The 23,949-nt window shown below is 72.3% G+C and carries 20 protein-coding genes and 3 tRNA genes; 12 read left to right on the top strand and 11 right to left on the bottom strand.

Annotation, left to right across the window (positions count from 1 at the left end; all coding sequences use genetic code 11):
* Positions 1 to 176: 176 nt before the first annotated feature.
* On the bottom strand, positions 177 to 704 hold the full coding sequence (locus tag ABZ659_RS11265; RefSeq protein ID WP_360216503.1) for a hypothetical protein: 528 nt from the start codon (positions 702 to 704) through the stop codon (positions 177 to 179).
* A 268-nt stretch (positions 705 to 972) separates the two neighbouring features.
* On the opposite strand from ABZ659_RS11265, the gene ABZ659_RS11260 reads away from it, so the two are divergent.
* The 3 genes from ABZ659_RS11260 (at position 973) to ABZ659_RS11250 (ending at position 2,655) form a co-directional block, all read left to right on the top strand.
* On the top strand, positions 973 to 1,554 hold the full coding sequence (locus ABZ659_RS11260) for an NAD(P)H-dependent oxidoreductase (protein ID WP_360216500.1): 582 nt from the start codon (positions 973 to 975) through the stop codon (positions 1,552 to 1,554).
* 83 nt (positions 1,555 to 1,637) lie between these two features.
* Complete coding sequence (locus tag ABZ659_RS11255) at positions 1,638 to 2,084, top strand: gamma-glutamylcyclotransferase family protein (protein ID WP_360216497.1); 447 nt, start codon at positions 1,638 to 1,640, stop codon at positions 2,082 to 2,084.
* Between the two features lie 82 nt (positions 2,085 to 2,166).
* On the top strand, positions 2,167 to 2,655 hold the full coding sequence (locus ABZ659_RS11250; RefSeq protein WP_360216494.1) for a hypothetical protein: 489 nt from the start codon (positions 2,167 to 2,169) through the stop codon (positions 2,653 to 2,655).
* On the opposite strand, the gene ABZ659_RS11245 is transcribed toward ABZ659_RS11250, so the two are convergent.
* Positions 2,652 to 4,766, bottom strand: a complete 2,115-nt coding sequence (locus ABZ659_RS11245) for a molybdopterin-dependent oxidoreductase (RefSeq protein ID WP_360216491.1) — start codon at positions 4,764 to 4,766, stop codon at positions 2,652 to 2,654. The genes ABZ659_RS11250 and ABZ659_RS11245 overlap by 4 nt on opposite strands.
* Before the next feature lie 265 nt (positions 4,767 to 5,031).
* Here ABZ659_RS11245 and ABZ659_RS11240 point away from each other — a divergent pair, with 265 nt between their 5' ends.
* From ABZ659_RS11240 to ABZ659_RS11220, 5 genes are all read left to right on the top strand, one after another.
* Positions 5,032 to 5,796 carry a sirohydrochlorin chelatase gene (locus ABZ659_RS11240; RefSeq protein ID WP_360216488.1) on the top strand — a complete coding sequence of 255 codons (765 nt, stop codon included), beginning with the start codon at positions 5,032 to 5,034 and terminating at the stop codon, positions 5,794 to 5,796.
* 117 nt (positions 5,797 to 5,913) lie between these two features.
* Complete coding sequence (locus ABZ659_RS11235) at positions 5,914 to 7,176, top strand: deoxyguanosinetriphosphate triphosphohydrolase (protein ID WP_360216485.1); 1,263 nt, start codon at positions 5,914 to 5,916, stop codon at positions 7,174 to 7,176.
* 147 nt (positions 7,177 to 7,323) lie between these two features.
* Positions 7,324 to 8,589, top strand: coding sequence for an FAD-dependent oxidoreductase (locus ABZ659_RS11230; RefSeq protein ID WP_360216482.1), 1,266 nt, complete (start codon positions 7,324 to 7,326; stop codon positions 8,587 to 8,589).
* 29 nt (positions 8,590 to 8,618) lie between these two features.
* Complete coding sequence (dnaG, locus tag ABZ659_RS11225; RefSeq protein ID WP_360216479.1) at positions 8,619 to 10,520, top strand: DNA primase; 1,902 nt, start codon at positions 8,619 to 8,621, stop codon at positions 10,518 to 10,520.
* A 130-nt stretch (positions 10,521 to 10,650) separates the two neighbouring features.
* Entirely contained in the window at positions 10,651 to 11,964 is a 1,314-nt protein-coding gene (locus ABZ659_RS11220) for an RNA polymerase sigma factor (RefSeq protein WP_360216476.1), read from the top strand.
* A 94-nt stretch (positions 11,965 to 12,058) separates the two neighbouring features.
* Here the strand turns inward: ABZ659_RS11220 and ABZ659_RS11215 are convergent, their stop codons facing one another.
* The 4 genes from ABZ659_RS11215 to ABZ659_RS11200 form a co-directional block, all read right to left on the bottom strand.
* On the bottom strand, positions 12,059 to 13,987 hold the full coding sequence (locus ABZ659_RS11215; protein WP_360216473.1) for an ABC transporter ATP-binding protein: 1,929 nt from the start codon (positions 13,985 to 13,987) through the stop codon (positions 12,059 to 12,061).
* Positions 13,987 to 15,720, bottom strand: coding sequence for an ABC transporter ATP-binding protein (locus tag ABZ659_RS11210; protein ID WP_360216470.1), 1,734 nt, complete (start codon positions 15,718 to 15,720; stop codon positions 13,987 to 13,989). Before ABZ659_RS11210 ends, ABZ659_RS11215 begins: the two co-directional genes overlap by 1 nt.
* 117 nt (positions 15,721 to 15,837) lie before the next feature.
* Positions 15,838 to 17,292, bottom strand: a complete 1,455-nt coding sequence (locus ABZ659_RS11205) for an FGGY family carbohydrate kinase (protein WP_360216467.1) — start codon at positions 17,290 to 17,292, stop codon at positions 15,838 to 15,840.
* A gap of 48 nt (positions 17,293 to 17,340) precedes the next feature.
* The gene (locus ABZ659_RS11200) at positions 17,341 to 17,646 is read right to left on the bottom strand and encodes a YtxH domain-containing protein (protein ID WP_360216464.1); all 306 of its coding nucleotides are present in this window, start codon (positions 17,644 to 17,646) and stop codon (positions 17,341 to 17,343) included.
* A 147-nt stretch (positions 17,647 to 17,793) separates the two neighbouring features.
* On the opposite strand from ABZ659_RS11200, the gene ABZ659_RS11195 reads away from it, so the two are divergent.
* The 3 genes from ABZ659_RS11195 (at position 17,794) to ABZ659_RS11185 (ending at position 18,207) form a co-directional block, all read left to right on the top strand.
* Positions 17,794 to 17,866 (top strand) — tRNA-Asn (locus ABZ659_RS11195).
* 6 nt (positions 17,867 to 17,872) lie between these two features.
* Positions 17,873 to 17,945, top strand: a tRNA-Asn gene (locus tag ABZ659_RS11190).
* A 188-nt stretch (positions 17,946 to 18,133) separates the two neighbouring features.
* A tRNA-Ile gene (locus ABZ659_RS11185) sits at positions 18,134 to 18,207 on the top strand.
* Between the two features lie 407 nt (positions 18,208 to 18,614).
* Here the strand turns inward: ABZ659_RS11185 and ABZ659_RS11180 are convergent.
* The 3 genes from ABZ659_RS11180 to ABZ659_RS11170 form a co-directional block, all read right to left on the bottom strand.
* Positions 18,615 to 19,061, bottom strand: a complete 447-nt coding sequence (locus tag ABZ659_RS11180; RefSeq protein WP_360216461.1) for a PIN domain-containing protein — start codon at positions 19,059 to 19,061, stop codon at positions 18,615 to 18,617.
* Positions 19,058 to 19,300 carry a type II toxin-antitoxin system Phd/YefM family antitoxin gene (locus ABZ659_RS11175; protein ID WP_097222963.1) on the bottom strand — a complete coding sequence of 81 codons (243 nt, stop codon included), beginning with the start codon at positions 19,298 to 19,300 and terminating at the stop codon, positions 19,058 to 19,060. Before ABZ659_RS11175 ends, ABZ659_RS11180 begins: the two co-directional genes overlap by 4 nt.
* A gap of 143 nt (positions 19,301 to 19,443) precedes the next feature.
* Entirely contained in the window at positions 19,444 to 21,861 is a 2,418-nt protein-coding gene (locus tag ABZ659_RS11170) for a helicase C-terminal domain-containing protein (protein WP_360216457.1), read from the bottom strand.
* Positions 21,862 to 22,475: 614 nt separating this feature from the next.
* Between ABZ659_RS11170 and ABZ659_RS11165 the strand changes: the two genes are divergently transcribed.
* Entirely contained in the window at positions 22,476 to 22,925 is a 450-nt protein-coding gene (locus tag ABZ659_RS11165) for a hypothetical protein (protein ID WP_360216454.1), read from the top strand.
* A 172-nt stretch (positions 22,926 to 23,097) separates the two neighbouring features.
* Here the strand turns inward: ABZ659_RS11165 and ABZ659_RS11160 are convergent, their stop codons facing one another.
* Together ABZ659_RS11160 and ABZ659_RS11155 are read right to left on the bottom strand one after the other, a co-directional pair.
* Complete coding sequence (locus ABZ659_RS11160; RefSeq protein WP_360216451.1) at positions 23,098 to 23,511, bottom strand: PIN domain nuclease; 414 nt, start codon at positions 23,509 to 23,511, stop codon at positions 23,098 to 23,100.
* Complete coding sequence (locus ABZ659_RS11155) at positions 23,508 to 23,723, bottom strand: type II toxin-antitoxin system VapB family antitoxin (RefSeq protein ID WP_360216448.1); 216 nt, start codon at positions 23,721 to 23,723, stop codon at positions 23,508 to 23,510. Before ABZ659_RS11155 ends, ABZ659_RS11160 begins: the two co-directional genes overlap by 4 nt.
* Positions 23,724 to 23,949: the final 226 nt, after the last annotated feature.

Raw genomic sequence — 23,949 nt, 5'->3', positions numbered from 1 at the left:
GGGGAACTGCGCGACCAGCCACGACGGAGCGGCACCCGGGAACCGGCCGCACCCGGCACACCACCCGCCCCCGCACGCCCGGCGGGGCCCCCGTGCCCCCCTCCGGGCCGCGAGGGGCGTCGGACCCGGAGGGAGGGGACATGCGGTACCGGCGGACGGACAGCGGAGGGTGCCCGTCAGATCCCGTCGCCTCTCGCCCGGCGATGCAGGAGCCAGGTACCGCCCGCGGCGGCGACGGCGAGAGCCGCCACGCCCGCCGCGGTCTGCACGGGGTCGGGGCCGAGCGCGCCACCGACCCCCGTCTTCACACTTCCGCGCGGGTACACCCGCTCACGGGGCACGGTCAGGGTGACCACCAGGTCGCCCGTGACCCGCCGTCCGCCCGCCGCCTTCCCGGCGCACCGCGCGACGATCTCGTACGTCCCCGGCTGTGCGCTCGGCGGCACCCGGAACGTCCCGACCGCCTCGCCGTCCCGCTCGCCCGGCGCCAGGGTGAACGGCCCGGCGCCCACCGCGCTGGCGTCCCCGGCCGCGGTGCCGCCGGTGCCGCACGCCGTGGTGGTCACCGTGGCCTCGCCGCCCGGGACCACGCCGGACGGGGACACCTCCAGGCGGCCGGGGTCCGCGCCGGACGCGGGCGCGGCGAGCGCGAGCACGCCCCCGGTCAGTCCGGACAGCATCAGCAGCCGGGCGGTACGTCGCATGGTGCCTGCTCCTTCGAGCTGATCGGGCGGTGCCCTACCGAGGTAAGTGCCATCGGCCCGCCGCCGCTTGCTGAGCCGACGTCAGAAATGTGCCGAACGGGTGCGACGGCGTCCCGGAAGGACGACCTTCCCGCAGGTCACAGGGGCGTGGGGGAGCGGCGCAAGAGCACCCGATGGGCGCACGGCGAAGGTGTGAACGGGCGACCGCGACGATGACGCACCCCGACCGCTTGACCTCAACCAAACTTGAGGTACGAGGGTGTTCCGCATGACCACCAACCCCCGCCTCAACCTCACCCTCGTCCTCGGCAGCAACCGCGACGGCCGCTTCGGCCCCGTCGTCGCCGACTGGCTCCTCGGCCACCTCCGCCAGCGCGACGACCTCACCGTCCGCGTCGTCGACCCGGCCGACACCGACCTGCCGACCTCCCTCGCCCGCACCCCCGAGGCGGCCGACGCGCTCGCCCGGGTCACGCCCAAACTGTCCGCCGCGGACGCGTTCGTCGTCCTCACCCCCGAGTACAACCACTCCTTCCCCGCGGCCCTGAAGAACCTCGTCGACTGGCACTACACCGAGTGGCGCGCCAAACCGGTCGCGTTCGTCTCCTACGGCGGCCTGTCCGGCGGACTGCGCGCCGTCGAGCAGCTCCGCCAGGTCTTCGCGGAACTGCACGCGGTGACCGTCCGCGACACGGTCTCCTTCCCCAACGCCGGTGGGTCCTTCGACGCCGACGGCCGCCTGAAGGACCCCACGGGCCCGGACACGGCGGCCAAGACGATGCTGGACCAGCTGGTGTGGTGGGCCACCGCCCTCAAGGAGGCCAGGGAGCGGCGCCCGTACGGGGACTAGGGCGTGTGGCGAGGGCCCCGCCTGCCGCCCGACGCCGGGCACGCCCTCTGGGCACCGCCCGTACGGCGACGAGAATGGGGCACGTGCCCCTCCCCTTCTTCGTCTACGGCACCCTCCGCCCCGGCGAGCGCCACCACACCCTCCTCCTGCGCGGCCGTACGCACACCGAGGAACCCGGACGCCTGCACGGCGCCGTGCTCTACGACGGCCCCGGCTACCCGTACGCCGTGGAGGAACCGGACGGCGGCCCGGTCACCGGCGACCTCGTCACCGTGCCGCCGCACGCCCACGCCGGACTCCTCGCCGTACTCGACGCGTTGGAGGAGTACACGCCGGGCGGCCCGCGCAACCTCTACGAGCGGGTGGCCCGCGAGGTGACCCGCGCGGCCGACGGCGCCCCGGTGCGCGCCTGGGTCTACGTCGCCGCGCCCCGTGTCGCCGCCCGGCTGCGGGCCGGCGGCGTCCGGATCGACGGCGGCGACTGGCTCGCCCGGCGGCGGCCGGAGGGCACCCGAACGGCCCAGCAGTGATGGCCGCGGCGGCCGGGCGCTCCTAGCGTCGATGCGGTGGCCGACCCGCCTGGGACGGCCGCCGTACAGGAAAGGCCCGCCCATGCGCATACGCATCGCGCTCGCCGCCGCGGTCACCGTGCTCGCGACCGCCGGACCGGCGACCGGCACCGCACACGCCCAGGCCGAGGACCTCGACTGCCGGGACTTCACCTACCAGGAGGACGCGCAGGCGGAACTCGCCCGCGATCCCCGCGACCCGTACCGGCTGGACGAGGACCAGGGCCCCGACGACGGCGTCGCCTGCGAGGCCCTGCCCCGCAGAGCCACGGCCCGCGCCACCGCGCCCCCGACCACCAGCTCGACGACGAGACCCACCACCGCCCCCGCCAGCCCGGCCCCGGCCGTCCCCACCACCCCGGCGACCAGCCGCAGCCCCGTCCCCACCCGGGGCGTCCAGGGCGGCCTCGGCGGCGACACGGGCCCGTCCGGACTCGAACTGGCCCTCGGCGCCGGGCTGACCGTCAGCGCGGTCGCCCTGACCGCCGGATACTGGGTCCTGCGCCGCCGCCGTACCCCCGTCGACGACTAGGACTCCGCGGCCTCCACGGCCTCCACCCGCACCGCGCACGCCTTGAACTCCGGCATCCGGGACGTCGGGTCGAGCGCCGGGTTGGTGAGGGTGTTGGCGCGGCCCTCGCCCGGCCAGTGGAACGGCATGAACACGGTGTCCGGCCGGATGCCGGTCGTGACGCGGGCGGGCGCCACCGCCCGGCCGCGCCGGGAGACGACGGCCACCGGGTCGCCGTCCGCCGCCCCCAGCCGGGCCGCGAGCCGCGGGTGCAGCTCGACGAACGGGCCCGGCGCGGCGGCGTTCAGCTCGTCGACGCGGCGGGTCTGGGCGCCGGACTGGTACTGCGCCACGACCCGCCCGGTCGTCAGCAGCACCGGGTACTCCTCGTCGGGCTCCTCGGCGATCGGCCGGTGCGAGACGGGCGCGAACCGGGCCCGGCCGTCGTCCGTGGCGAACCGGTCGAGGAAGAGGCGGGGCGTGCCCGGGTGGGTGGCGCCCCGCGCGGCGTCCGTCGCCGGGCACGGCCAGAACACCCCGTTCTCCTCCGCGAGCCTGCGGTAGGTGATCCCCGAGTAGTCCGCCACCCCGCCCGCGCTCGCCCGCCGCAGCTCCTCGAACACCTCCTCGGCGTCGGTCGGGAACCGCTTCTCCGGGTTGCCCTCGCCGCCGAGCCGGGCGGCCAGCTCGTGCATGACCTCCAGGTCGCTGCGGACGCCGTCGGGCGGGGTGAGCGCGCGGCGGCGCAGCAGCACCCTCCCCTCCAGGTTGGTCATGGTGCCGGTCTCCTCCGCCCACTGGGTGACCGGCAGGACGACGTCCGCGAGGGCCGCCGTCTCCGACAGCACGACGTCGCAGACGGCGAGGAAGTCCAGCGACCTGATCCGCTCCTCCACGTGCGCGGCGCGCGGCGCCGACACCACCGGGTTGGACGCCATCAGCAGCAGCGCCCGGACGTCCGAGCCGAGCGCGTCGAGGAGTTCGTAGGCGCTGCGCCCCGGCCCCGGCAGGCTGTCCGGGTCGACGCCCCACACCTCCGCGACGTGCCGCCGCGCCGCCGGGTCGGTCAGCTTGCGGTAGCCGGGCAGCTGGTCGGCCTTCTGCCCGTGCTCGCGCCCGCCCTGCCCGTTGCCCTGCCCGGTCAGACAGCCGTACCCGGACAGCGGTCGGCCCGCCCGCCCCGTCGCCAGCGCCAGGTTGATCCACGCGCCGACGGTGTCCGTCCCCTTGGCCTGCTGCTCGGGGCCGCGCGCGGTGAGCACCATCGCCGCCTCCGGCTCGCAGAACAGCCGTACGGCCTCCCGCAGCTCGGGCACCGACACGCCGGTGATCCGCTCCACGTACTCCGGCCAGTGCGCCATCGCCGCCGCGCGGGCGTCCTCCCAGCCGACCGTGCGCTCCCGGACGTACTCCTCGTCCACCCGCCCCTCGGCGACGATCAGGTGCAGCAGCCCGAGCGCCAGTGCCAGGTCGGTGCCGGGCCGGGGCGCGAGGTGCAGGTCGGCCTGCTCGGCGGTCTTCGTGCGGCGCGGGTCGATGACGACGAGGGTGCCGCCGTTCTCCTTCAGCTCGGTGAGGTAGCGCAGCGCGGGCGGCATCGTCTCGGCCAGGTTGGAGCCGACGAGGATCACGCAGCCGGTCTTCGGGATGTCCTCCAGCGGGAACGGCAGCCCCCGGTCCACGCCGAACGCCTTGATCCCGGCCGCGGCGGCGGACGACATGCAGAACCGGCCGTTGTAGTCGATCTGCGAGGTGCCCAGCACGATCCGCGCGAACTTGCCCAGCGCGTACGCCTTCTCGTTGGTCAGCCCACCACCGCCGAACACCCCGAGCGCGTCCGCCCCGTGCGCCTCCCGCACCGACCCGAGCCCCTCGGCGATCCGGTCCAGCGCCTCGTCCCAGCTCGCGGGCGTCAGCTCACCGTCGCGCCGGACCAGCGGCGACGTCAGCCGCACCCGCGACGACAGCACCGCGGGCGCGGTCCGGCCCTTGCCGCACAGCGCACCCCGGTTCACCGGGAAGTCCGCCCGCTCGGTCACCTCGACCGTCCCGTCCGGGGCGGGCGTCAGATTCATGCCGCACTGCAGGGCGCAGTACGGGCAGTGCGTGGGCGTCGCGGAGTTCTGCTGCATACCGCCCAGCGTGCGTCGACCGTGTTACGTGCCGCGGCGGCTCCCTGTTACACGGCCGGGACGGCGACCTCCCCGCCCGCCGACGGCCACCGTGAGGAGCGACCTCACATCCGCGCATCCCCCCACGGTGAAGCCGCGGAAAAGACCCGTGACCCCCACGCAACGGCTCGGCAACCTCCCCCCGACACCATCGGTCCACGACGCCGTCGGTTCCCGTGCACGGCGGATACGACGGCCCCACCTCGACAGTTCGGCGGCGCACCCCATGAACCTGAACCCGAACCCGAACCGGAACGCCAGCCACCACCGCACCCGGCCCGCACTGGTCCTGGTCGCGCACGGCAGCCGCGACCCGCGCGCCCTGGAGACGGTCAGCGCCCTCGCCGACCGCGTCCGCGCCCTGCGCCCCGGCCTGCCGGTGCGCCTGGGCCACATCGAGCTGAACGCGCCCCTGCTGCCCGACACCCTCGCCGCCCTCGGCGACGGCGAGGAGGCGGTCCTGGTCCCGCTGCTCCTCAGTCGCGGCTACCACGTCAAGCACGACATCCCCGAGATGGCCGCCGCGTCCGGCGTCCGCACCCGCCTGGCCGCCCCCCTCGGCCCGCACCCCCTGCTCGTGGAGACCCTCGTCACCCGGCTCACGGAGGCGGGCTGGACCCACGGCGACGCCGTCGTCCTGGCGGCGGCGGGCTCCCGCGACCCGGAGGCCGCGGTGGACACCGGCCGCACGGCCGCCCTCCTCTCCGCCCGCCTGGGCGGCGTCCCGGTCGTCCCCGCCTACGCCTCCGCCGCCAGGCCCACGGTCCCGGAGGCGGTGCGGTCCCTGCGGGCGCGAGGCCACCGCCGCGTCGCCGTAGCGTCGTACTTCACGGCCCCCGGCCGCTTCGCCACGGAGTCAGCCCAGGCGTCCCCCGACCTCGCGGCAGCCCCCCTCGGCCCCCACCCGGCGATGGCCCACCTGGTCCTCCACCGCTACGACGAGGCGAGGAGGACGGCCCCCTTGAAGCGCACGCTTGCCCCTCTCACCTAGGGGCGCGGGGCTGTACCGATCTGCGGCTCCGCCGCGTGGGCGCGAGTACCACCCGCGAACCCGCACCCGGCACCGCACAACAACCCGGCAGACGCCCCCACCGCATACTGTCAACCCATGGAAGGCAACACATACCCGGAATCCGCAACCGCCCGCTGGGCCCCCGAGCCCGACAAACGCCCCGGCCGCACCGCCTTCCAGAGGGACCGCGCCCGCATCCTCCACTCCGCCGCCCTGCGCCGCCTCGCGGGCAAGACCCAGGTCGTCACCCCCGGCACCACCGGCCAGGCCTGGGACCCCAGCCCCCGCACCCGCCTCACCCACTCCCTGGAGTGCGCCCAGGTGGGCCGCGAACTGGGCGCCGCCCTCGGCTGCGACCCCGACCTGGTGGAGGCCGCCTGCCTCGCCCACGACCTCGGCCACCCGCCCTTCGGCCACAACGGCGAACAGGCGCTCAACGAGTTCGCCGAGGACTGCGGCGGCTTCGAGGGCAACGCCCAGTCCCTCAGGCTCCTCACCCGCATCGAGCCGAAACGCTTCACCCCGGACGGCTCCGTCGGCCTCAACCTCACCCGCGCCACCCTGGACGCCGCCACCAAGTACCCCTGGCCACGCGGCGCCCACCCCACCGACCCCGCGTCGCGGAAGTTCGGCGTCTACGAGGACGACCGCCCGGTGTTCGACTGGGTCCGCGAGGACGCCCCCGCCGCCCGCACCTGCTTCGAGGCGCAGGTCATGGACTGGTCGGACGACGTGGCGTACTCGGTGCACGACGTCGAGGACGGCCTGCACGCCGGACACCTCGACCCCAACCTGCTGCACGCCGAACCGGAACGCCGGGCCGTCTTCGCGGTCGCCGTCGGCCGGTACGTCCCCGCGGGTACGGATCCGGCCGAACTCGACGCCGCCCTCGACCGGCTCACCGACCAGGAGTGGTGGCCGCACGGCTACGACGGCTCCGCGGTCGCGCAGGCCCGCCTCAAGGACGCGACCAGCCAGCTCATCGGCCGGTTCTGCCTGGCGGCGGAGGGCGCCACCCGGGCGGCGTACGGCGGCGGGCGCCTCACCCGCTACCGCGCCGCACTCGTCGTACCCCGCGAGACCCGGATGGAGTGCGCGGTGCTGAAGGCGGTCGCCGACCGGTACGTCATGCAGCGCGCCGAACAGGCCCGGCTCCGCGCCGACCAGCGGATCGTCGTACGCGAACTGGCCGAGCGGCTCACCGCCCGCGCCCCGGACGGCCTCGATCCGCAGTTCCGCGCGCTGTTCGACGCGGCACCGGACGACCGGGCCCGCAAGCGGGTGATCGTCGACCAGATCGCGTCCCTCACGGACGTGTCCGCGCGGTCGCTTCACGCGAGGCTGACGGGACACCTGTGACACTGAAGGGGCATATGCGCGACGGAAGGTGACCAGCGTGGCGCGGCCCACATCAGGCCGGGCCCGGTCGGGACCCACACCCCCTTCCCCCATCACGCCGCGTGCGGGAGGCTCGCATGTGGCGGCACCCTCATGAGGAGGCATCAAGTGGTCGACGCGGACCAGACATTCGTCATCGTCGGAGGCGGCCTGGCGGGCGCCAAGGCGGCCGAGACGCTGCGCGCGGAGGGCTTCACCGGCCGCGTGATACTGATCTGCGACGAACGCGACCACCCCTACGAGCGCCCGCCGCTGTCCAAGGGCTACCTCCTCGGCAAGGACGAGCGCGACAGCGTCTTCGTCCACGAGCCCACCTGGTACGCCACCAACGACGTCGAACTCCACCTCGGCCAGACGGTCGACGCGATCGACCGCACCGCGAAGACGGTCCGCTTCGGTGAGGACGGCACCGTCGTCCGCTACGACAAGCTCCTCCTCGCCACCGGCGCCGAACCCCGCCGCCTGGACATCCCCGGCACCGACCTCGCGGGCGTCCACCACCTGCGCCGCCTCGCCCACGCCGAACGCCTCAAGGGCGTCCTCGCCGCCCTCGGCCGCGACAACGGCCACCTGGTGATCGCGGGCGCGGGCTGGATCGGCCTGGAGGTCGCGGCGGCGGCCCGGGAGTACGGCGCCGAGGTCACCGTCGTCGACCCGGAGCCGACCCCGCTGCACGGCGTCCTCGGGCCCGAGCTGGGCCAGCTCTTCGCCGAGCTGCACCGCGAGCACGGCGTCCGGTTCCGGTTCGACACCCGGCTCACCGAGATCGTCGGCCAGGACGGCATGGTCCTCGCCGCCCGCACGGACGACGGCGAGGAGCAGCCCGCCCACGACGTCCTCGCCGCGATCGGCGCCGCCCCCCGCACCGCCCTGGCGGAGGCGGCGGGCCTGGAGCTGGCCGACCGGGCGCACGGCGGCGGCGTCGTCGTCGACGAACGGCTGCGCACCTCCGACCCGGACATCCACGCCGCCGGGGACGTCGCCGCCTTCCCGCACGCCCTGTTCGGCACCCGGCTGCGGGTGGAGCACTGGGCCAACGCCCTCAACGGCGGCCCGGCCGCGGCGCGCGCGATGCTGGGCAAGGAGGTCGTCTACGACCGGGTGCCCTACTTCTTCTCCGACCAGTACGACCTGGGGATGGAGTACTCCGGCTGGGCGCCCCCCGGGTCGTACGACGAGGTGGTGATCCGCGGGGACGCCGGGAAGCGGGAGTTCATCGCGTTCTGGGTGAAGGACCACCGGGTGCTCGCCGGGATGAACGTGAACGTGTGGGACGTCACAGAGACCGTCCAGCGGCTCATCCGCGGCCAGGCCCAGGTCAGCACGGAGGCGCTGGCGGACCCGCACGTCCCGCTGGACAGTCTGGTCCCGTGACTGTCCGACCGTCCCCGTAGAATTCACGCGTGGCAGGACGGATCAACGACGAGGACGTGAAGGCGGTCAGGGACGCGGTCCCGATCGACGCCGTCGTCTCGGAGTACCTCCAGCTGCGAGGCGCGGGCGGCGGCAACCTGAAGGGGCTGTGCCCGTTCCACGACGAGAAGTCGCCGTCCTTCCAGGTCAGCCCGAGCAAGGGGCTCTTCCACTGCTTCGGCTGCCAGGAGGGCGGCGACACCATCACGTTCGTGATGAAGATCGACCACCTCACCTTCTCGGAGGCGGTCGAGCGGCTCGCCGGCCAGGCGGGCATCACCCTGCGCTACGAGGAGGGCGGCTACAACCCCGCCCACCAGCGCGGCGAGCGGATCCGCCTGGTCGAGGCCCACAAGATCGCCGCCGAGTGGTACGCGGAACAGCTCGCGACCTCGGCGGAGGCCGACACCGGCCGGATCTTCCTCGCCGAACGCGGCTTCGACCAGGCCGCCGCCGTCCACTTCGGCGTCGGCTACAGCCCGCAGGGCTGGGACCACCTCACCCGCTACCTGCGCGGCAAGGGCTTCACCGACAAGGAACTGGTCCTCTCCGGCCTCTCCCAGGAAGGCCGCCGCGGCCCCATCGACCGCTTCCGCGGCCGACTGATGTGGCCCATCCGCGACATCGGCGGCGACGTCGTCGGATTCGGCGCCCGCAAGCTGTACGAGGCGGACACCGGCCCGAAGTACCTCAACACCCCCGACACGGCGATCTACCGGAAGTCCCAGGTCCTGTACGGCATCGACCTGGCGAAGAAGGAGATCGCGAAGACGTCCCGCGCGGTCGTCGTCGAGGGCTACACGGACGTGATGGCCTGTCACCTCGCCGGGGTCACCACGGCGATCGCGACCTGCGGCACCGCCTTCGGCGGGGACCACATCAAGATCCTCCGCCGGCTGCTCATGGACAACGGCTCGGCCCGCGTGATCTTCACCTTCGACGGCGACGCGGCGGGCCAGAAGGCGGCCCTGCGCGCCTTCGAGGACGACCAGAAGTTCGCCGCCGAGACGTACATCGCCATCGCCCCCGACGGCATGGACCCCTGCGACCTGCGCCTCGCGAAGGGCGACGAGGCGGTCTCCGACCTGGTCGAACCCCGCACCCCCCTGTTCGAGTTCGCGCTCCGCCAGATCGTCTCCCGCTACGACCTCGACACCCCCGCCGGCCGCGCCGCCGCCCTCGACGAGGCCGCCCCGGTCGTCGCCCGCATCAAGAACAGCGGCGCCCAGCACGAGGTCGCCGTCGAACTCGCCGGGATGCTGGGCATCCTCGACACCCAGTTCGTGGTCAAGCGGGTCGCCCAGCTCGCCCGCTGGGCCCGCGACCGCGGCGGGCGGGGCCCGGCCCCCGCCCGCGGCCCCCAGCAGACGCCCTACGAGTCGGCCCCCCGCCCCACGACCTCCGGCCCGGCCCTCACCCTCCGCAACCCCGTCTTCGCCACCGAGCGCGAGCTCCTCAAGCTCGCCCTCCAACGCCCCGAACTGGTCTCCCCGGCCTTCGACGCCTACGGCATCGATGAGTTCACCGCCGCCCCCTACGCCGCCGTACGCCAGGCGGTCCTCGACGCGGGCGGCGCGGAGTACGGCGTCCAGGACCCGCAGGAGTACCTGGTCCGCGTCCGCGACGCCGCCCCCGACGACGCCGTCCGCGCGATGGTCACGGAACTCGCCGTCGAGGCGATCATGCGCCGCACGGTCGACGAGACCTACGCGGGCGAGCAGCTCGTCGCCGTCCGCCGCCGCGCCGTCGCCCGCCGCCTCACCGACCTGCAGAGCACCCTGACCCGGCTCGGCCACACGGACCCGGCCCAGTCGGCGGCCCTCCAGAACGAGATGATGGTCCTCACGCGCTACGACCGCGCCCTCCAGGACCAGGGGCCGTCCGCGCTCTGACGCGCACCGCGCGGGTCCGGGTCGGTTCCGGCGTCGCCGCCCCCGATCACCAGCGGGTCACGTTCCGGACGCAAAAAGTCACCGCACGCCCCTCGTGGCGGGGATGTGTCTTACCCCACACTGGGTTCCGGTGCCTGAGTCCTCGGAGCGCGGCCGATCCGTCCCCCACGGGTCCCACACCCCCGCGGTTCCGCTCAACGCGTACGGGACGGACAGCGGCAAGGCCGCCCACTCCGCCCCCCAAGCAGCGCTGCCGCACGCCTCAGCAGCGATCACCCTGGAGGTCGCCCCCGTGCAGACCCAGACCCTCATCCAGACCGACGTGACCTCGGACGGCGCCGAGCCGGACGCGGAGCCCGGTGTGCTCGTCGCCGTCCCGACGCAGAACCGCGTCGCCCGCCACCTGGAGACGGAACCGGGGACGGAGTCGGAGACGGAGCCCGACACAGAGCCGGACCCGAAGCCCGAGGCCGAGTCGGTGGCCGAGTCGGTGGCCGAACCGGTGGCCGTACCCACGCGCCTCGACACCGGCGGCCCCTCGTCGGACCTGTTCCGCCAGTACCTGCGCGAGATCGGCCGCATCCCGCTGCTCAGCGCCGCCGAGGAGGTCGAGCTGGCCCGCCGTGTCGAGGCCGGGCTCTTCGCCGAGGAGAAGCTGGGCAACACGCACACCCTGGACGACCAGCTCGCCCTCGACCTGGACCGGCTCGTCGTGAGGGGCCGGATGGCCAAACGCCGTCTGATCGAGGCGAACCTGCGGCTGGTCGTCTCGGTCGCCAAACGGTACGTCGGCCGCGGCCTGACCATGCTCGACCTGGTCCAGGAGGGCAACCTGGGCCTCATCCGCGCCGTCGAGAAGTTCGACTACGCCCGCGGCTACAAGTTCTCCACGTACGCCACCTGGTGGATCCGCCAGGCCATGTCCCGCGCCCTCGCCGACCAGGCCCGCACCATCCGCGTCCCGGTGCACGTCGTCGAACTCATCAACCGCGTCGTCCGCGTCCAGCGCCGGATGCTCCAGGAACGCGGCTACGAACCCACCCCGGCGGAGGTCGCCGCCCACCTCGACCTGCCCCCGGAACGGGTCAGCGAGGTGCTGCGGCTCGCACAGGAACCGGTGTCCCTGCACGCCCCCGTGGGCGAGGAGGACGACGTGGCCCTCGGCGACCTCATCGAGGACGGCGACGCCGCGAGCCCCGTCGAGTCCGCCGCGTTCCTCCTCCTCAAGGAGCACCTGGAGGCGGTCCTCTCCACCCTCGGGGAACGCGAACGCAAGGTCGTCCAACTCCGCTACGGCCTCGCCGACGGCCGCCCCCGCACCCTGGAGGAGATAGGCCGCATCTTCGGCGTCACCCGGGAACGCATCCGCCAGATCGAGTCCAAGACCCTCAACAAACTGAGAGACCACGCTTTCGCGGACCAGCTGAGGGGCTACTTGGACTAACGTGAGCCGCGGGCGGTCGTGCCGTTGGGGCGGCTCCCGCCCCGACGACAGCGGCACCCGCCGGCGCGGGCGAGCGCACCCACCCAGCCCCGGCTCAGTCCACCTCAGCCACAGCCGACGCGAACTGAGCCTGGTAGAGCCGCGCGTACGCGCCACCGGACGCCAGCAACACGTCATGCGCCCCCTGCTCCACGATCGCCCCGTTCTCCATCACCAGAATCGTGTCCGCGTCCCGGATGGTCGACAACCGATGCGCGATCACGAACGACGTCCGCCCGTGGGCGAGCTTCGCCATCGCCTTCTGGATCAACACCTCGGTCCGCGTGTCCACGGACGACGTCGCCTCGTCCAGCACCAGGATCACCGGATCGGAGAGGAACGCCCGAGCGATCGTGATCAGCTGCTTCTCACCCGCGCTGACCCCACTCCCCTCGTCGTCGATCACGGTGTCGTACCCGTCCGGCAGCGTCCGGACGAACCGGTCCGCGTGCGCCGCCCGGGCCGCCTCCTCGATCTCCCCGCGGGTCACCTTCCCGGCGGCCCCGTACGCGATGTTCTCCGCGATGGTGCCGCCGAACAGCCAGGTGTCCTGGAGGACCATGCCGATCCCGGCGCGCAGCTCGTCCCGGGACATGCCCGCGATGTCGACCCCGTCGAGGGTGATCCGCCCGCCGGACACCTCGTAGAACCGCATGAGCAGGTTGACCAGCGTGGTCTTGCCCGCGCCGGTCGGGCCGACGATGGCGACGGTCTGCCCGGGTTCGACGGACAGGGTGAGGTCCTCGATCAGCGGCTTCTCGGGGTCGTACCGGAAGGACACCCCCTCCAGCGCGACCCGCCCCCGCACCTCCGTCGGACGTACGCTCTGCACCGGGTCCGCGGACTGCTCCTCCGCGTCGAGGAGTTCGAAGACCCGCTCGGCGGAGGCGACCCCGGACTGCACCAGGTTCGCCATGGACGCGACCTGCGTCAGCGGCATGGAGAACTGCCGGGAGTACTGGATGAACGCCTGCACGTCGCCGATGGACAGCGCCCCTGACGCGACCCGCAGCCCGCCCACGACCGCGACGAGCACGTAGTTGATGTTCGAGACGAACATCATCAGCGGCTGCATCATCCCGCTGTTGAACTGCGCCCGGAACCCGGCCTCGTACAGCTCCTCGTTGTGCTCGGCGAACTGCCGCGCCGACTCCTCCTGCCGCCCGAACACCTTCACCAGGGTGTGCCCGGTGTACATCTCCTCGATGTGGGCGTTCAGCTTGCCGGTGGTCCGCCACTGCGCGACGAAGTGCGGCTGCGACCGCTTGCCGACGCGCGTCGCGATCACGAACGACAGCGGCACGGTCACCAGCGCCACGAGCGCCAGGATCCAGGAGAGCCAGAACATCATCGCCAGCACGCCGATGATGGTCAGCACGCTGTTGATGAGCTGCCCCATCGACTGCTGGAGGGTCTGCCCGATGTTGTCGATGTCGTTGGTGGCGCGGGAGAGCACCTCACCGCGCTGCCGCTTGTCGAAGTACGACAGCGGCAGCCGCGACAGCTTCGCCTGCACGTCCTCCCGCAGCCGGTACATGGTCCGGTTGACGGCCCGGTTCACCAGCCGCGTCGCCACGGCCATCAGCAGCCCGGCGCCGACGAACACGCCGAGCGCGAGCAGCAGCACGTCACCGACCGCGCCGAAGTCGATGCCCTCGCCGGGGGTGAACGCGGTGGAGCGGAGCATGTCGGCGATCTGCCCGTCGCCGCGCTCCCGCATGGCGTCCAGGACCTCCGCCTTGGACTCCCCGGCGGGGAACTGCCGTCCGACGATCCCGGCGAAGACCAGGTCGGTCGCCCGCCCCAGGATCTTCGGCCCGACGACCGACAGGCCGACGCTCAGCACCACGCACAGCACCAGCACGCCCACGGTGACCCGCTCGGGCCGGAACTGGGCGACGAGCCGTTTGCCCGACCCCTTGAAGTCCATCGAATGGCTGTCGGGGCCGCCCCCGGCCATCATGCGCCCCATGGGCCCGGCCATCAGGCTGCCTCCGCTTCCGTCAGCTGGGAGAGCACGATCTCCCGGTAGGTCTCGTTGTCCGCCATCAGCTCGTGGTGGCGGCCGGTGCCGACCACCCGTCCCTCGTCGAGTACGACGATCCGGTCCGCGTCCCTGATGGTCGCGACCCGCTGGGCGACGATGACGACGGTCGCCTCCGCCGTCTCCCGGGCCAGCGCCTCCCGCAGCGCGGCGTCGGTGGCGTAGTCGAGGGCGGAGAAGGAGTCGTCGAAGAGGTAGATCTCCGGCCGCTGGACGAGGGTGCGGGCAATGGCGAGCCGCTGCCGCTGACCACCGGAGACGTTGGTGCCGCCCTGCGCGACGGGGGAGTCGAGCCCGTTCTCCAGCCGCTCCACGAACTCCCGGGCCTGCGCCACCTCCAGCGCGTGCCACAGCTCCTCGTCGGTGGCGTCGGGATTGCCGTACCGCAGGTTCGTGGCGACGGTCCCGGCGAACAGGTACGGCTTCTGCGGCACGAGTCCGACGGTCCGCGCGAGCAGGTCCTGCCGGAGGGTGCGGACGTCGACCCCGTCCACGAAGACATCGCCCTCGGTGGCGTCGAACAGCCGGGGCACCAGGCCGAGCAGGGTGGACTTGCCGCTGCCGGTGGAGCCGATGACGGCGGTCGTCTCCCCGGGCCGGGCGACCAGGTCGACCGACTTCAGCACCGGCTCCTCCGCCCCCGGGTAGCGGAAGCCCGCGCCGCGCAGCTCCAGGTGGCCGTGCCGCCGCAGCTCCGTGACCGGCGCGATCGGCGGGACGACGCTGGACTCGGTGTCCAGCACCTCCTGCACGCGCTCGGCGCACACCTCCGCGCGCGGCACCATCATGAACATGAAGGTGGCCATCATCACGGACATCACGATCTGCATCAGATAGGCGAGGAACGCGGTCAGATCGCCGATCTGCATCCCGCCGCTGTCGATCCGGTGCGCGCCGAACCACACCACGGCGACCGACGACAGGTTCACCACCGTCATCACGATGGGGAACATCAGCGCGAGCAGGTTGCCGGTGCCCAGCGCCATGTCGGTCAGGTCGGTGTTGGCCTTGCGGAAGCGCTGCTGCTCGTACGCGTCGCGGACGAAGGCGCGGATCACGCGGTTGCCCGTGATCTGCTCGCGCAGCACCCGGTTCACGGTGTCCAGGCGCTCCTGCATCGCCCGGAACAGCGGCCGCAGCGCCCGTACGATCAGCGTCACGCAGACGCCGAGCACCGGCACGACCGCGACCAGGACCCCGGACAGCGGCACGTCCAGACCGAGCGCCAGGATGATGCCGCCCACGCACATGATGGGCGCGGACACCATCAGCGTGAACGTCATCAGCGCCAGCATCTGCACCTGCTGGACGTCGTTCGTCGTACGGGTGATCAGCGACGGCGCCCCGAAGTGACCGACCTCACGCGCGGAGAACGACTGCACCCGGTCGAAGACGTCCCCCCGCACGTCCCGGCCGAGCGCCGACGCGGTGCGGGCGCCGTAGTACACGGCCCCCACGTTGGTGACGACCTGCGCCAGCGAGATGCCGATCATCAGGGCGCCGTAGGACAGGATGTAGCCGGTGTCGCCCCGCACGACACCGTTGTCGATGATGTCCGCGTTCAGCGTGGGCAGGTACAGGGTGGCGCAGGTCTGGAGGAACTGGAGGAGGACCAGCAGGGCGATGGGTTTTCGGTAGGGCCTGAGATAGGTCCGCAGAAGTCGTATGAGCACGCTGCTTCTCTCGGAGTCGACGACGACGGGGCGGTTGGTTGCCCCTGGCCCCTATCGTCGAACACTCCACCGGTGTTACCTCAACTGATTAACCCGAGAGCGCGACGGACTTCGCCTTTACGAGCGGAACGCGCCCGGGTGGGTCTGCTCCCGCACGGACACGAACTGCTGCCGCACCGCCTGCCCCACGGCCAGCTCCTCCCCGGGTTCGAGCACCTGCCCCGCGGGCCCCTGCCACCTCGGCGGGGTGCGCGGGTCGAGCGTCCCCCGGGACGCCCCGAGCGCCCACGCCGCCTGCCGCGCCGCCCCGATCGCCCCGTAGTCGGCGGGCTGCGGTACGAGGACCTGCGCCCCGAAGATCGCGGGCGCCGCGGACTGCACGGCGGGCAGCTCGGCGGCGGCCCCCAGCAGGAACACCCGCCGCACCTCCACGCCCCGCCCACGCAGCACGTCCAGCGCGTCCGCGAGCCCGCACAGCATCCCCTCGAACGCGGCCCGCGCCAGGTGCTCCGGCCGCATCGACTCCCGCCGCAGCCCGGCGAGGGTGCCCGCGGTGTGCGGCAGGCTGGGCGTCCGCTCCCCTTCCAGGTAGGGCAGCAGCACCAGCCCGTGCGCACCCGGCGTCGACTTCATCGCCAGCTCGGACAGGCTCTCCAGGTCGGGCAGCCCGAGCAGCTCGGCGGTGCCGCGCAGGGTGCGTACGGCGTTCAGGGTGGTGACGACCGGCAGGTGCATCCCGGTGGCGTCGGCGAGGGAGGTGATCATGCCGCTCTGGTCGTGCAGCGCCTCGGGATGGACGGCCATCACCGACCCGGACGCCCCCAGCGACACCACGGCGTCCCCGAGCCCGATCCCGAGCCCGAACGCGGCGGCCATGGTCTCCCCGGTCCCGGCGCTGATCAGCAGCCCCTCCGGCGTCGTACCGGCGGCATCAGCGGGCCCGATGACCTCCGGCAGCATCGCCTGATGCCCGAGCGCCAGCTCCACGAGGTCGGACCGGTAGCCCCCCGTCGCCGCGGACCAGTACCCGGTCCCGGAAGCCCCACCCCGATCAGTGGTCCTCCTGACCGGCCGCCCCAGCAACTGCCACACCAGCCAGTCGTGCGCCTGCATCAGTACGGCGACCCGCGCGGCGTTCTCCGGCTCGGCGCGGGCCAGCCAGCGCAGCTTGGTCACCGGCTGCGCGGCCTGCGGCACACACCCCACCGCCTGCGCCCACGCCTCACGCCCCCCGAGCGCGTCCACCAGGTCGGCCGCCGCGACCTGCGCCCGCTTGTCCCCGCCGACCAGCGCGGGCCGCACGGTGGCGCCCTGCGCGTCCAGCGGGACCAGGGCGTTCTGCTGCGCGGACACGCCGATGGCCTGTACGCCCTCCAGCAGCCCGCCCCCGGCGGCCTCCCCGAGGGACAGCAGCCACGCCTGCGGATCGACGTCCGAGGGCCGCCCACCGCCCTCGGCCTCGTCGAACGGGTGTGGCGCGTATCCCTGCCTGAGCACGGCCCCCGTGTCCGTGTCGCAGACGACGATACGAGTGAAATCGGGCGCACTGTCCAACCCGGCGACTATCCCCATGGCCGAAATTCTGCCGCACGGAACCCGGTGACGGCGCGGCCGGGCGCCTCAGGTGTTGCTGGTCCCCCACTCGTCCGCCCCACCGCCGTTGGAGTTCCGCTCCCGCAGCGACCGCACCCGCTGCGCCACCGAGTCCGGCATCCGGTCCCCGACCCGGTCGCTGACCACGTGGTACGCCTTGCCCGCGAACTGCCGCCCCTGCTGCGCGGCGGTCTCGGCGGAGTTCCGGACGGCGGGGTTCTGGCTGATCTGCCGTGCCGACTTCCTCAACTGCTCGTAGCGCTCGCGCCCGGCCCGCGTGCCCAGCACGTAACCCAGAGCGAGTCCGACGACGAACGTGAGCCGGTAGCGCATGACGGCCACCCTTCCTGGCTTGCTAGACGAGTACCTGCGGGGAACCGATTGGCGGAGCACCCCCCCGCTTGCGCTAATGTATGTGTCGCAGCGAGCGCGCGCCCCCTGGCGAATACCCAGGTAGGTACGTTCGATGCAGCGAGGCATTCCTCCGTAGCTCAATTGGCAGAGCAGCCGGCTGTTAACCGGCAGGTTACTGGTTCGAGTCCAGTCGGGGGAGCTTCGGTCCTCCGTAGCTCAATTGGCAGAGCAGCCGGCTGTTAACCGGCAGGTTACTGGTTCGAGTCCAGTCGGGGGAGCAGCCGGAACGAGGACCCTTCGGGGTCCTTTTTCATGCCCGGTCCCCCACCCGGGAACCGGCCGCGGCACACCGGAGTCCTCATGGTCACGAAGGCACCGCGGTAAGCCGACCATCCGGAGCAGGAGATCGTATGAGCGGCTATGCTGCGGCAGACGGCGCGCACACATGTACGCGACACGCCGCTATGGGGCGGTAGCTCAGCCGGTTAGAGCAGCGGACTCATAATCCGTCGGCCGTGGGTTCGAGTCCCACCCGCCCCACCTGCGCAGGTCTCTGACCTGCGGAAACGTCCCTTCTGAGGTGTTGCAACGTCAACTCGGTCTGAACGGACGGAATCCGCTGGTCAGGCGTACGGTCCGAAGCTGCAGGGGGATCGCCTGTCTGATCTTGGCAGGGCTCTGACCTGCAGTGACGCGAGCGTTCGGGTGCACTGGAGGCCGCCTGGCGGCTCTGCGATCCAAGATCCAGTGGACGCACAGTGGACGCGAGGGCGTGGAGCTGGTCGGAGAGCGGCATGGCCGGTTCGAGGAGGAAGAGGATCGTCGGGGCGGTTGTCCGAGTTCACGCTGGCCGACTGTCTTCGCCGCGACTGACGGAAGCGGCTGTGCCAGGAGCACGCCGTACCGACGTGATCGGCTGGTGCTGGGGGTCGCGCCAGCGGTGCGGGCTACAGGTCGTCGGGTAGGAGCCGGAAGGCGGGATGGCCGGTCAGGGGGCGGACCATGCGGAAGTGATGGTCGGTGGTGAGCAGGGCGTCGGTGCGGTAGGCGGCGGCCAGGGCGACGTTCATGGCGTCGGTCAGTCCGATGCCTTTGCCGCCGTCGGCGTCGGCATACCCCTCTGCGACCGCGATCGCCGCACTCAGGTGCGTGCTGACAGGCGGCACCTCGAATCGGCGCGTCGCTACGTTGCGTTCGATGAACCGGGCCGCCGCCAGAGCTTTGCGGGCTCCGGCGCGTGTCGCGATCAGGTAGTCCAGCTCGGCCAGAACCAGGGGAGAGATGATCAGGTGGCTGGTCGCTGCCAGTGCCTTCCTGTGCTCCTGATGGCCGGTGAGGTTCGGGTCGAGCAGGCGGTACAGGCCGTTGGTGTCGGCGATGGCGACCAGGGTCACGCGCCCATCCCCTTGAGCGTGTCCTCGATCTCGTCGTCGGTGAGATCGGGCAGGCCGAGGTCGGGCAGGTCGAGGTCCCCCATGGGGTCGGTCGGGTACGGGGGGATGTCGGTGTCGCTTATCGGTACGACCCGAGCCACCGGGGTGCCGTTCTTGGTGACCGTGACGGTCTCGCCACGGGCCGCGGCGGCAAGGATCTGCGAGGACTTCTGATTGAACTCGCGGGCAGTGGTTTCCATGTAGTACATGTTACTACTCTAGGCTGTCGGTGACGGACGGTGCCGCTCATTCGGTATCCCAGCGGAGCGGCCGGAACGCGAGTGCCGACGACCCTCCGGGATGGGTACGGCCGCCCCGCACGTCCGGGCCCATCGCCCGGGCGTTATGCCGGGGGCATCACCGCGTGGATCCGCGACAGGGTGAACACCCGCTCCGCATCGCGTAGATGACACCAGGCGTACAGATACGGAGGGTCGAGGTCGAGGCTGCTGATGGTGCGGATCGTGCGGCTGCCCGTGGTGGCGACGTACTCGATGGTGACCGCCGTCCCACTGTCGACGGCGTGGGCGAGTTGGCGGACATCGGCGTGGGGGATCTGGGTCGCGTATCCGGCGATGATTTCTTCGGTATCGGTGGCGAAGGGGATGCCGTTGCAGGGGTCGGGGGCGGGATGGGTCAGTGGGGCGCCCGCGAGTCGGGTGGCCAGCGCGGCCAGCTCGGCCCGCTTCGGGGTGGCGGTCGTGCGGGATGGTGTGCCGGGCCCGCTGACCGCTCTGCGCGGGGGCGGTACCGGTGCGGTCGCCCGGGGGCTGCGGGGTCGTTCGACGCGCACGGTTCCGTCGGCTGTCTCCGCGACCGGCGAGTATCCCTCGGTCCGCAGTGCGGCGAGGGTTTTCTCCAGCGGGGTGCGGCTGACGAGGACCGTCGGGGCAAGGTGCCGCAGGCCCAGTCTGGAGAGTTTGCGGTGGGCGGCGATCTCGGTGAGGAGGGCGGGTTCCTCGCCGTGGATGACGCAGCCGGCCGAGGCGATGCGGATCCGGCCGTGGCTGCGTGCCGTGTCCGTGATCAGGTAGGACAGGGGCTGGGGCAGCGGGCCCGCGGCGACGGCACCCAAGTCGGCCTCGATGGAGTCCGGGCGATGTCCGGCGTCCAGGGCGCGGCGGACGCTCGCCGGGCTGAACCGCCACAGCGAGGCCGTGCCGCTGGTCTCTCGGTCGGCGACCGAGTCCAGCAGCGTGACCAGCCGCGCGGCGGGCGTGCCGGTGACGACAGCGGTCAGGTCGCTGCCGAAGCGGGCCGTCGCGGTGGCGGCGGGAAGCAAGCGGTGGCAGGCGGCGGCCAGTTCCTCGGTGCTGTCGGCCGGCAGAGCGGCGCCGATCGGGGACAGCGCACCGCGAGCGAGGACACCGAGCACCTCCGCCTCCCGGATCACGGTGGCGAACGGCATCGCGTCCTGTGGCAGCACCTCGGCGAGTGGCCGTGACCAGTGGGCAAGAGGACCCAGTTCGGCTGCGTTCTTCGCGCCTTGCCCGGCCGGAAGCCGGGAAGCGGCGGTGAGCAGTCCCTTCCGGGCCTGGAGACAGCCGGCGCAGGACGGGGTCCCGGCCAGGGCGGGCAGCACCTTGTTGTCGTTGTCGCGGGCCTGCGAGGGGGTGAGCCCAAGTGTCCACCAGGCGTGCAGCAATACCGGAAGCCGCTCTGCGGGTTCCGACTCGGCCCAGGTGTCGTAGGTGTCCGTCGTCGCGACCCGGTCGCCGTCACGGGCCATGAGACCGGCTTCGTACGCCGTCTCGAGGGTGAGACGTACGACGGTCTCCTCGCAGCGTGCTGCCTTGCCGATCCTGGCCAGTTCGCGTGCTCCGACGCCGCCGGACTTCAGCCGGGCGGGCGGAGCCGTCGCACACACCGACAGGACCGAGGCGGCGTGGGCGGCGAACGCCGTGGCCGCGGCGGACGCCTCACTGTCGACTTCCGCCTGGGAGACGGGTACCAGGGGTGTGACGGGCGGCGCGGGGTCGAACGGAGGATGCCAGCCTGGTCCGCGCAGCGCGAGCGCCACCTCGGCTGGCATCCGTGCGGGGCCGTAGCCGTATCGATGCTGGACCAGCAGCCCCCGCTCCAGCGCCCAGCGCGCACCCGGTTCAGAAGCGGGCTGGCTCCCGAAGAGAACGAATGCCTGGGGTCGGTACGCGGGGTCCGCCCTGCGTTTCAGCAGTTTCCGGGTGTCGGCCGGTGCCTGGGCTACCACCGCGGCGACACGTGCCGGGTCGCTGTGGTGCTCCACGAGCGACGCGAGGCGCTGCGGTTTGGTGCCGGGAGGCCTCACGCCCAGAGCTGTGAGCATGCGGCGCAACTCCTCGGAGGTCGTGTCCTTCGACAGCGCCGCCAGCGGCTGGTCCAGTCCGAGCGGCGTGTCCCACGCCTGCCGCAGGGGCGCGGCCATGCGCAGTGCTCCCTCGCGGTCCGGCCAGACCAGCGCATGCGTGGACAGCGTCTGGAGCGCCGTTTCCAGACCGCGTGCGGCCCGGCCCTCCGTCGCGTCCAGCAGGTCGGCCAGGACGTCCCGAGAGGCCGGCGCACCCAGTGCCGCCAGTGCCTCGGCTGTCTGCAGGGCAGGCAGCGGGAGCCGGGGCAGCGCGAGCGCGACCGAGCCCGGGCGTTGCAGGCGTTCGGCCAGTTCGCTGACCGAGCGGGGCTCCGGCGGGGACACGGCGTCCGGCCGTGCCGCGAGTACCCGCTCCAAGTGTTCGGCGCTGAGGCGGTGGAGCCATGCTGCGAGGGTCGACTTACCGGACTTCACTGATCAGTGCACCTCGTTGAGGGAAACGCCACGCTTCGCACCCACAGGCTGGGCGAGACGCGCCGTGCCGTACGGCCTCCAAGCATGGCGCATCCGGCGGGTGCCGCGTGGCCGTCGTCAGAGATTCGCGGACAGGGCCGCACCGGGTCTCTCTCCCCACACAAAGTCGTCGCCGTGTGGCAGGTGGAGGAGCCGGAGAGGGGTCGGTTGTGAAAGGCGAGAGGGAACCGTAGCCGTGCGGAGGGCTGCATGGTGGGCCCGTAGTGGACACGTAGTGGACGGAAGGACCGGTAACGATCAGGAAGACCGGAGCAGGAAGCGGCGGCCGCCACCCTTGTGACCTGCATAAACAGGAAGGTAAGGGGAGGAATCCGGACGGGAGCGAAACACCCGCAAGGACTCATAATCCGTCGGCCGTGGGTTCGAGTCCCACCGCCCCACCACGCACTGTGGTCGAAGAAACGTTTGACCAGTCATTCTGCTGGTTGCCCTGGTTGATCAAAGTTCTTCCGGCGGCCCCCGGGCGTACACCACCGACAGCAGCGACGGTTCTCAACCCGCGCTGACCCCGGCCACCAACGCCACCCCCGGCCCAGTAGCGAGGTACTGACGACATGCGCCGTGCCCTCCTCACCTCGTTGCTGGCGGCGGCCCTGACCGGATGCTCACTCCTCGGCCAGGACGCGCCCTGCACCCGGGCCGACGCGGACTCGCAGGTCTCCGCCGTCTGGCGGCCCGCCGACTTCGGCGGCCGGGACGCGGCGAGGATCCGGCTCTGCGTGGACGGCACCTGCGAGGAGCGGACATCGGGCCGCCCCGCCGACCCGTTCGCCTCACTGTCGGTCCGCCTCCCCGACGACATCGGCGCGTCCACCGTGCCGGTGCGGCTCACCGTGACCTCCGTGCGGAGCGGCGCCACGGTCGTGCAGGACAGCACCCGCGCCAGCCTGACGGAACAGCACCCCAACGGCACGTCCTGCCCGCCCACGACGTGGACGGCGACGTTCCGTGCCGACCCGGAAGAGGGCCTCAGCTCGGCCGAGGGGATGAGGCTCCAGGACTGAGCCCGCGCCGCGAGCGCCCGCCCCCCGTCACCTCACGCACATGGGTGTGCGACATGGGGCACCGGATTCAGGGCCACCAGATGGGGGTCTGCCGCAGCGCCGACCGCGCCGCAGCGATCGTCGGGACCGGTCCTCGTCCTTGACCACGCTTCCAGGTCAGGTTGGAAAAGGATCACTGTCTGAGGTCGATCGTGCGTACTGGCTGTCCCGTGGTCCGGGCGATGGTTTCGAAGTCGCGGTCGTAGTGGAGCAGGGTGAGGCCCGCTTCTTCGGCGGCGGCTGCGACCAGGAGGTCGACCGGGCCCGCGCTGCGGTGTTCGCCCTTCGCGGTGAGCTGCTCCTGGACCACGCGGGAGCGGCGGTAGACGCCGTCCGGCATCGGACACCAAACGTAGTGGGCGTCGAGTGCCGCCTTCAGTTGAGCGCGGTCCGCGGAAGAGCGGGCGGAGTAGAGAACCTCAAGTTCAGTGAGGTCGCAGATCGCGACGAGGCCGGCGGCGATCCTGTCGTCCCACTCGGCCGTGTTCTGGGCGAGAAGGACGCGGGCGAGGGCGGAGGTGTCGATGAGGTAGTCGGCGACGGTCACGGCCGGTACTGGCTCTTGTCCAGGAGGATGTCGATGTCCAGGGCTCCGTCGGCCACCAGTTGCCGGGAGTCCTCGAGTGCGCGCAGGCGCCGGTAGCGAGCGGTGACCTCGCGCAGGGCAGTGTTGATCGTGTCGCGCTTGGTGGTGGTGCCGAGTTCCCTGGCGGCTGCCTCCAGTGCCTCGTCGTCGAGGTCGATGACGGTTCGGCTCACTGCGACTCCCTGTGTATACGGCGATGTATATCAGTATACCTGCTCCACTGTATATCGAGGGTCGGGCTCCAGTCTGGTCCTGATCGGCGGGCTTCTTGGCCGGAAGGCGAGACCGGACGAGGTCCGAGAGCAGGAGCTCGCGCACAGCGAGGGGGGCTCCCGGGTTGTGGCGGCAGTCGCCACCGCTACCGAACCCGGGGCTTGGGCGCCCCGGGGCCCACGGCGC

The organism is Streptomyces sp. NPDC006997, assembly GCF_040635175.1.
Taxonomy (GTDB): Bacteria; Actinomycetota; Actinomycetes; order Streptomycetales; family Streptomycetaceae; genus Streptomyces.
This window is presented reverse-complemented; position numbering and strand designations above follow the sequence as displayed.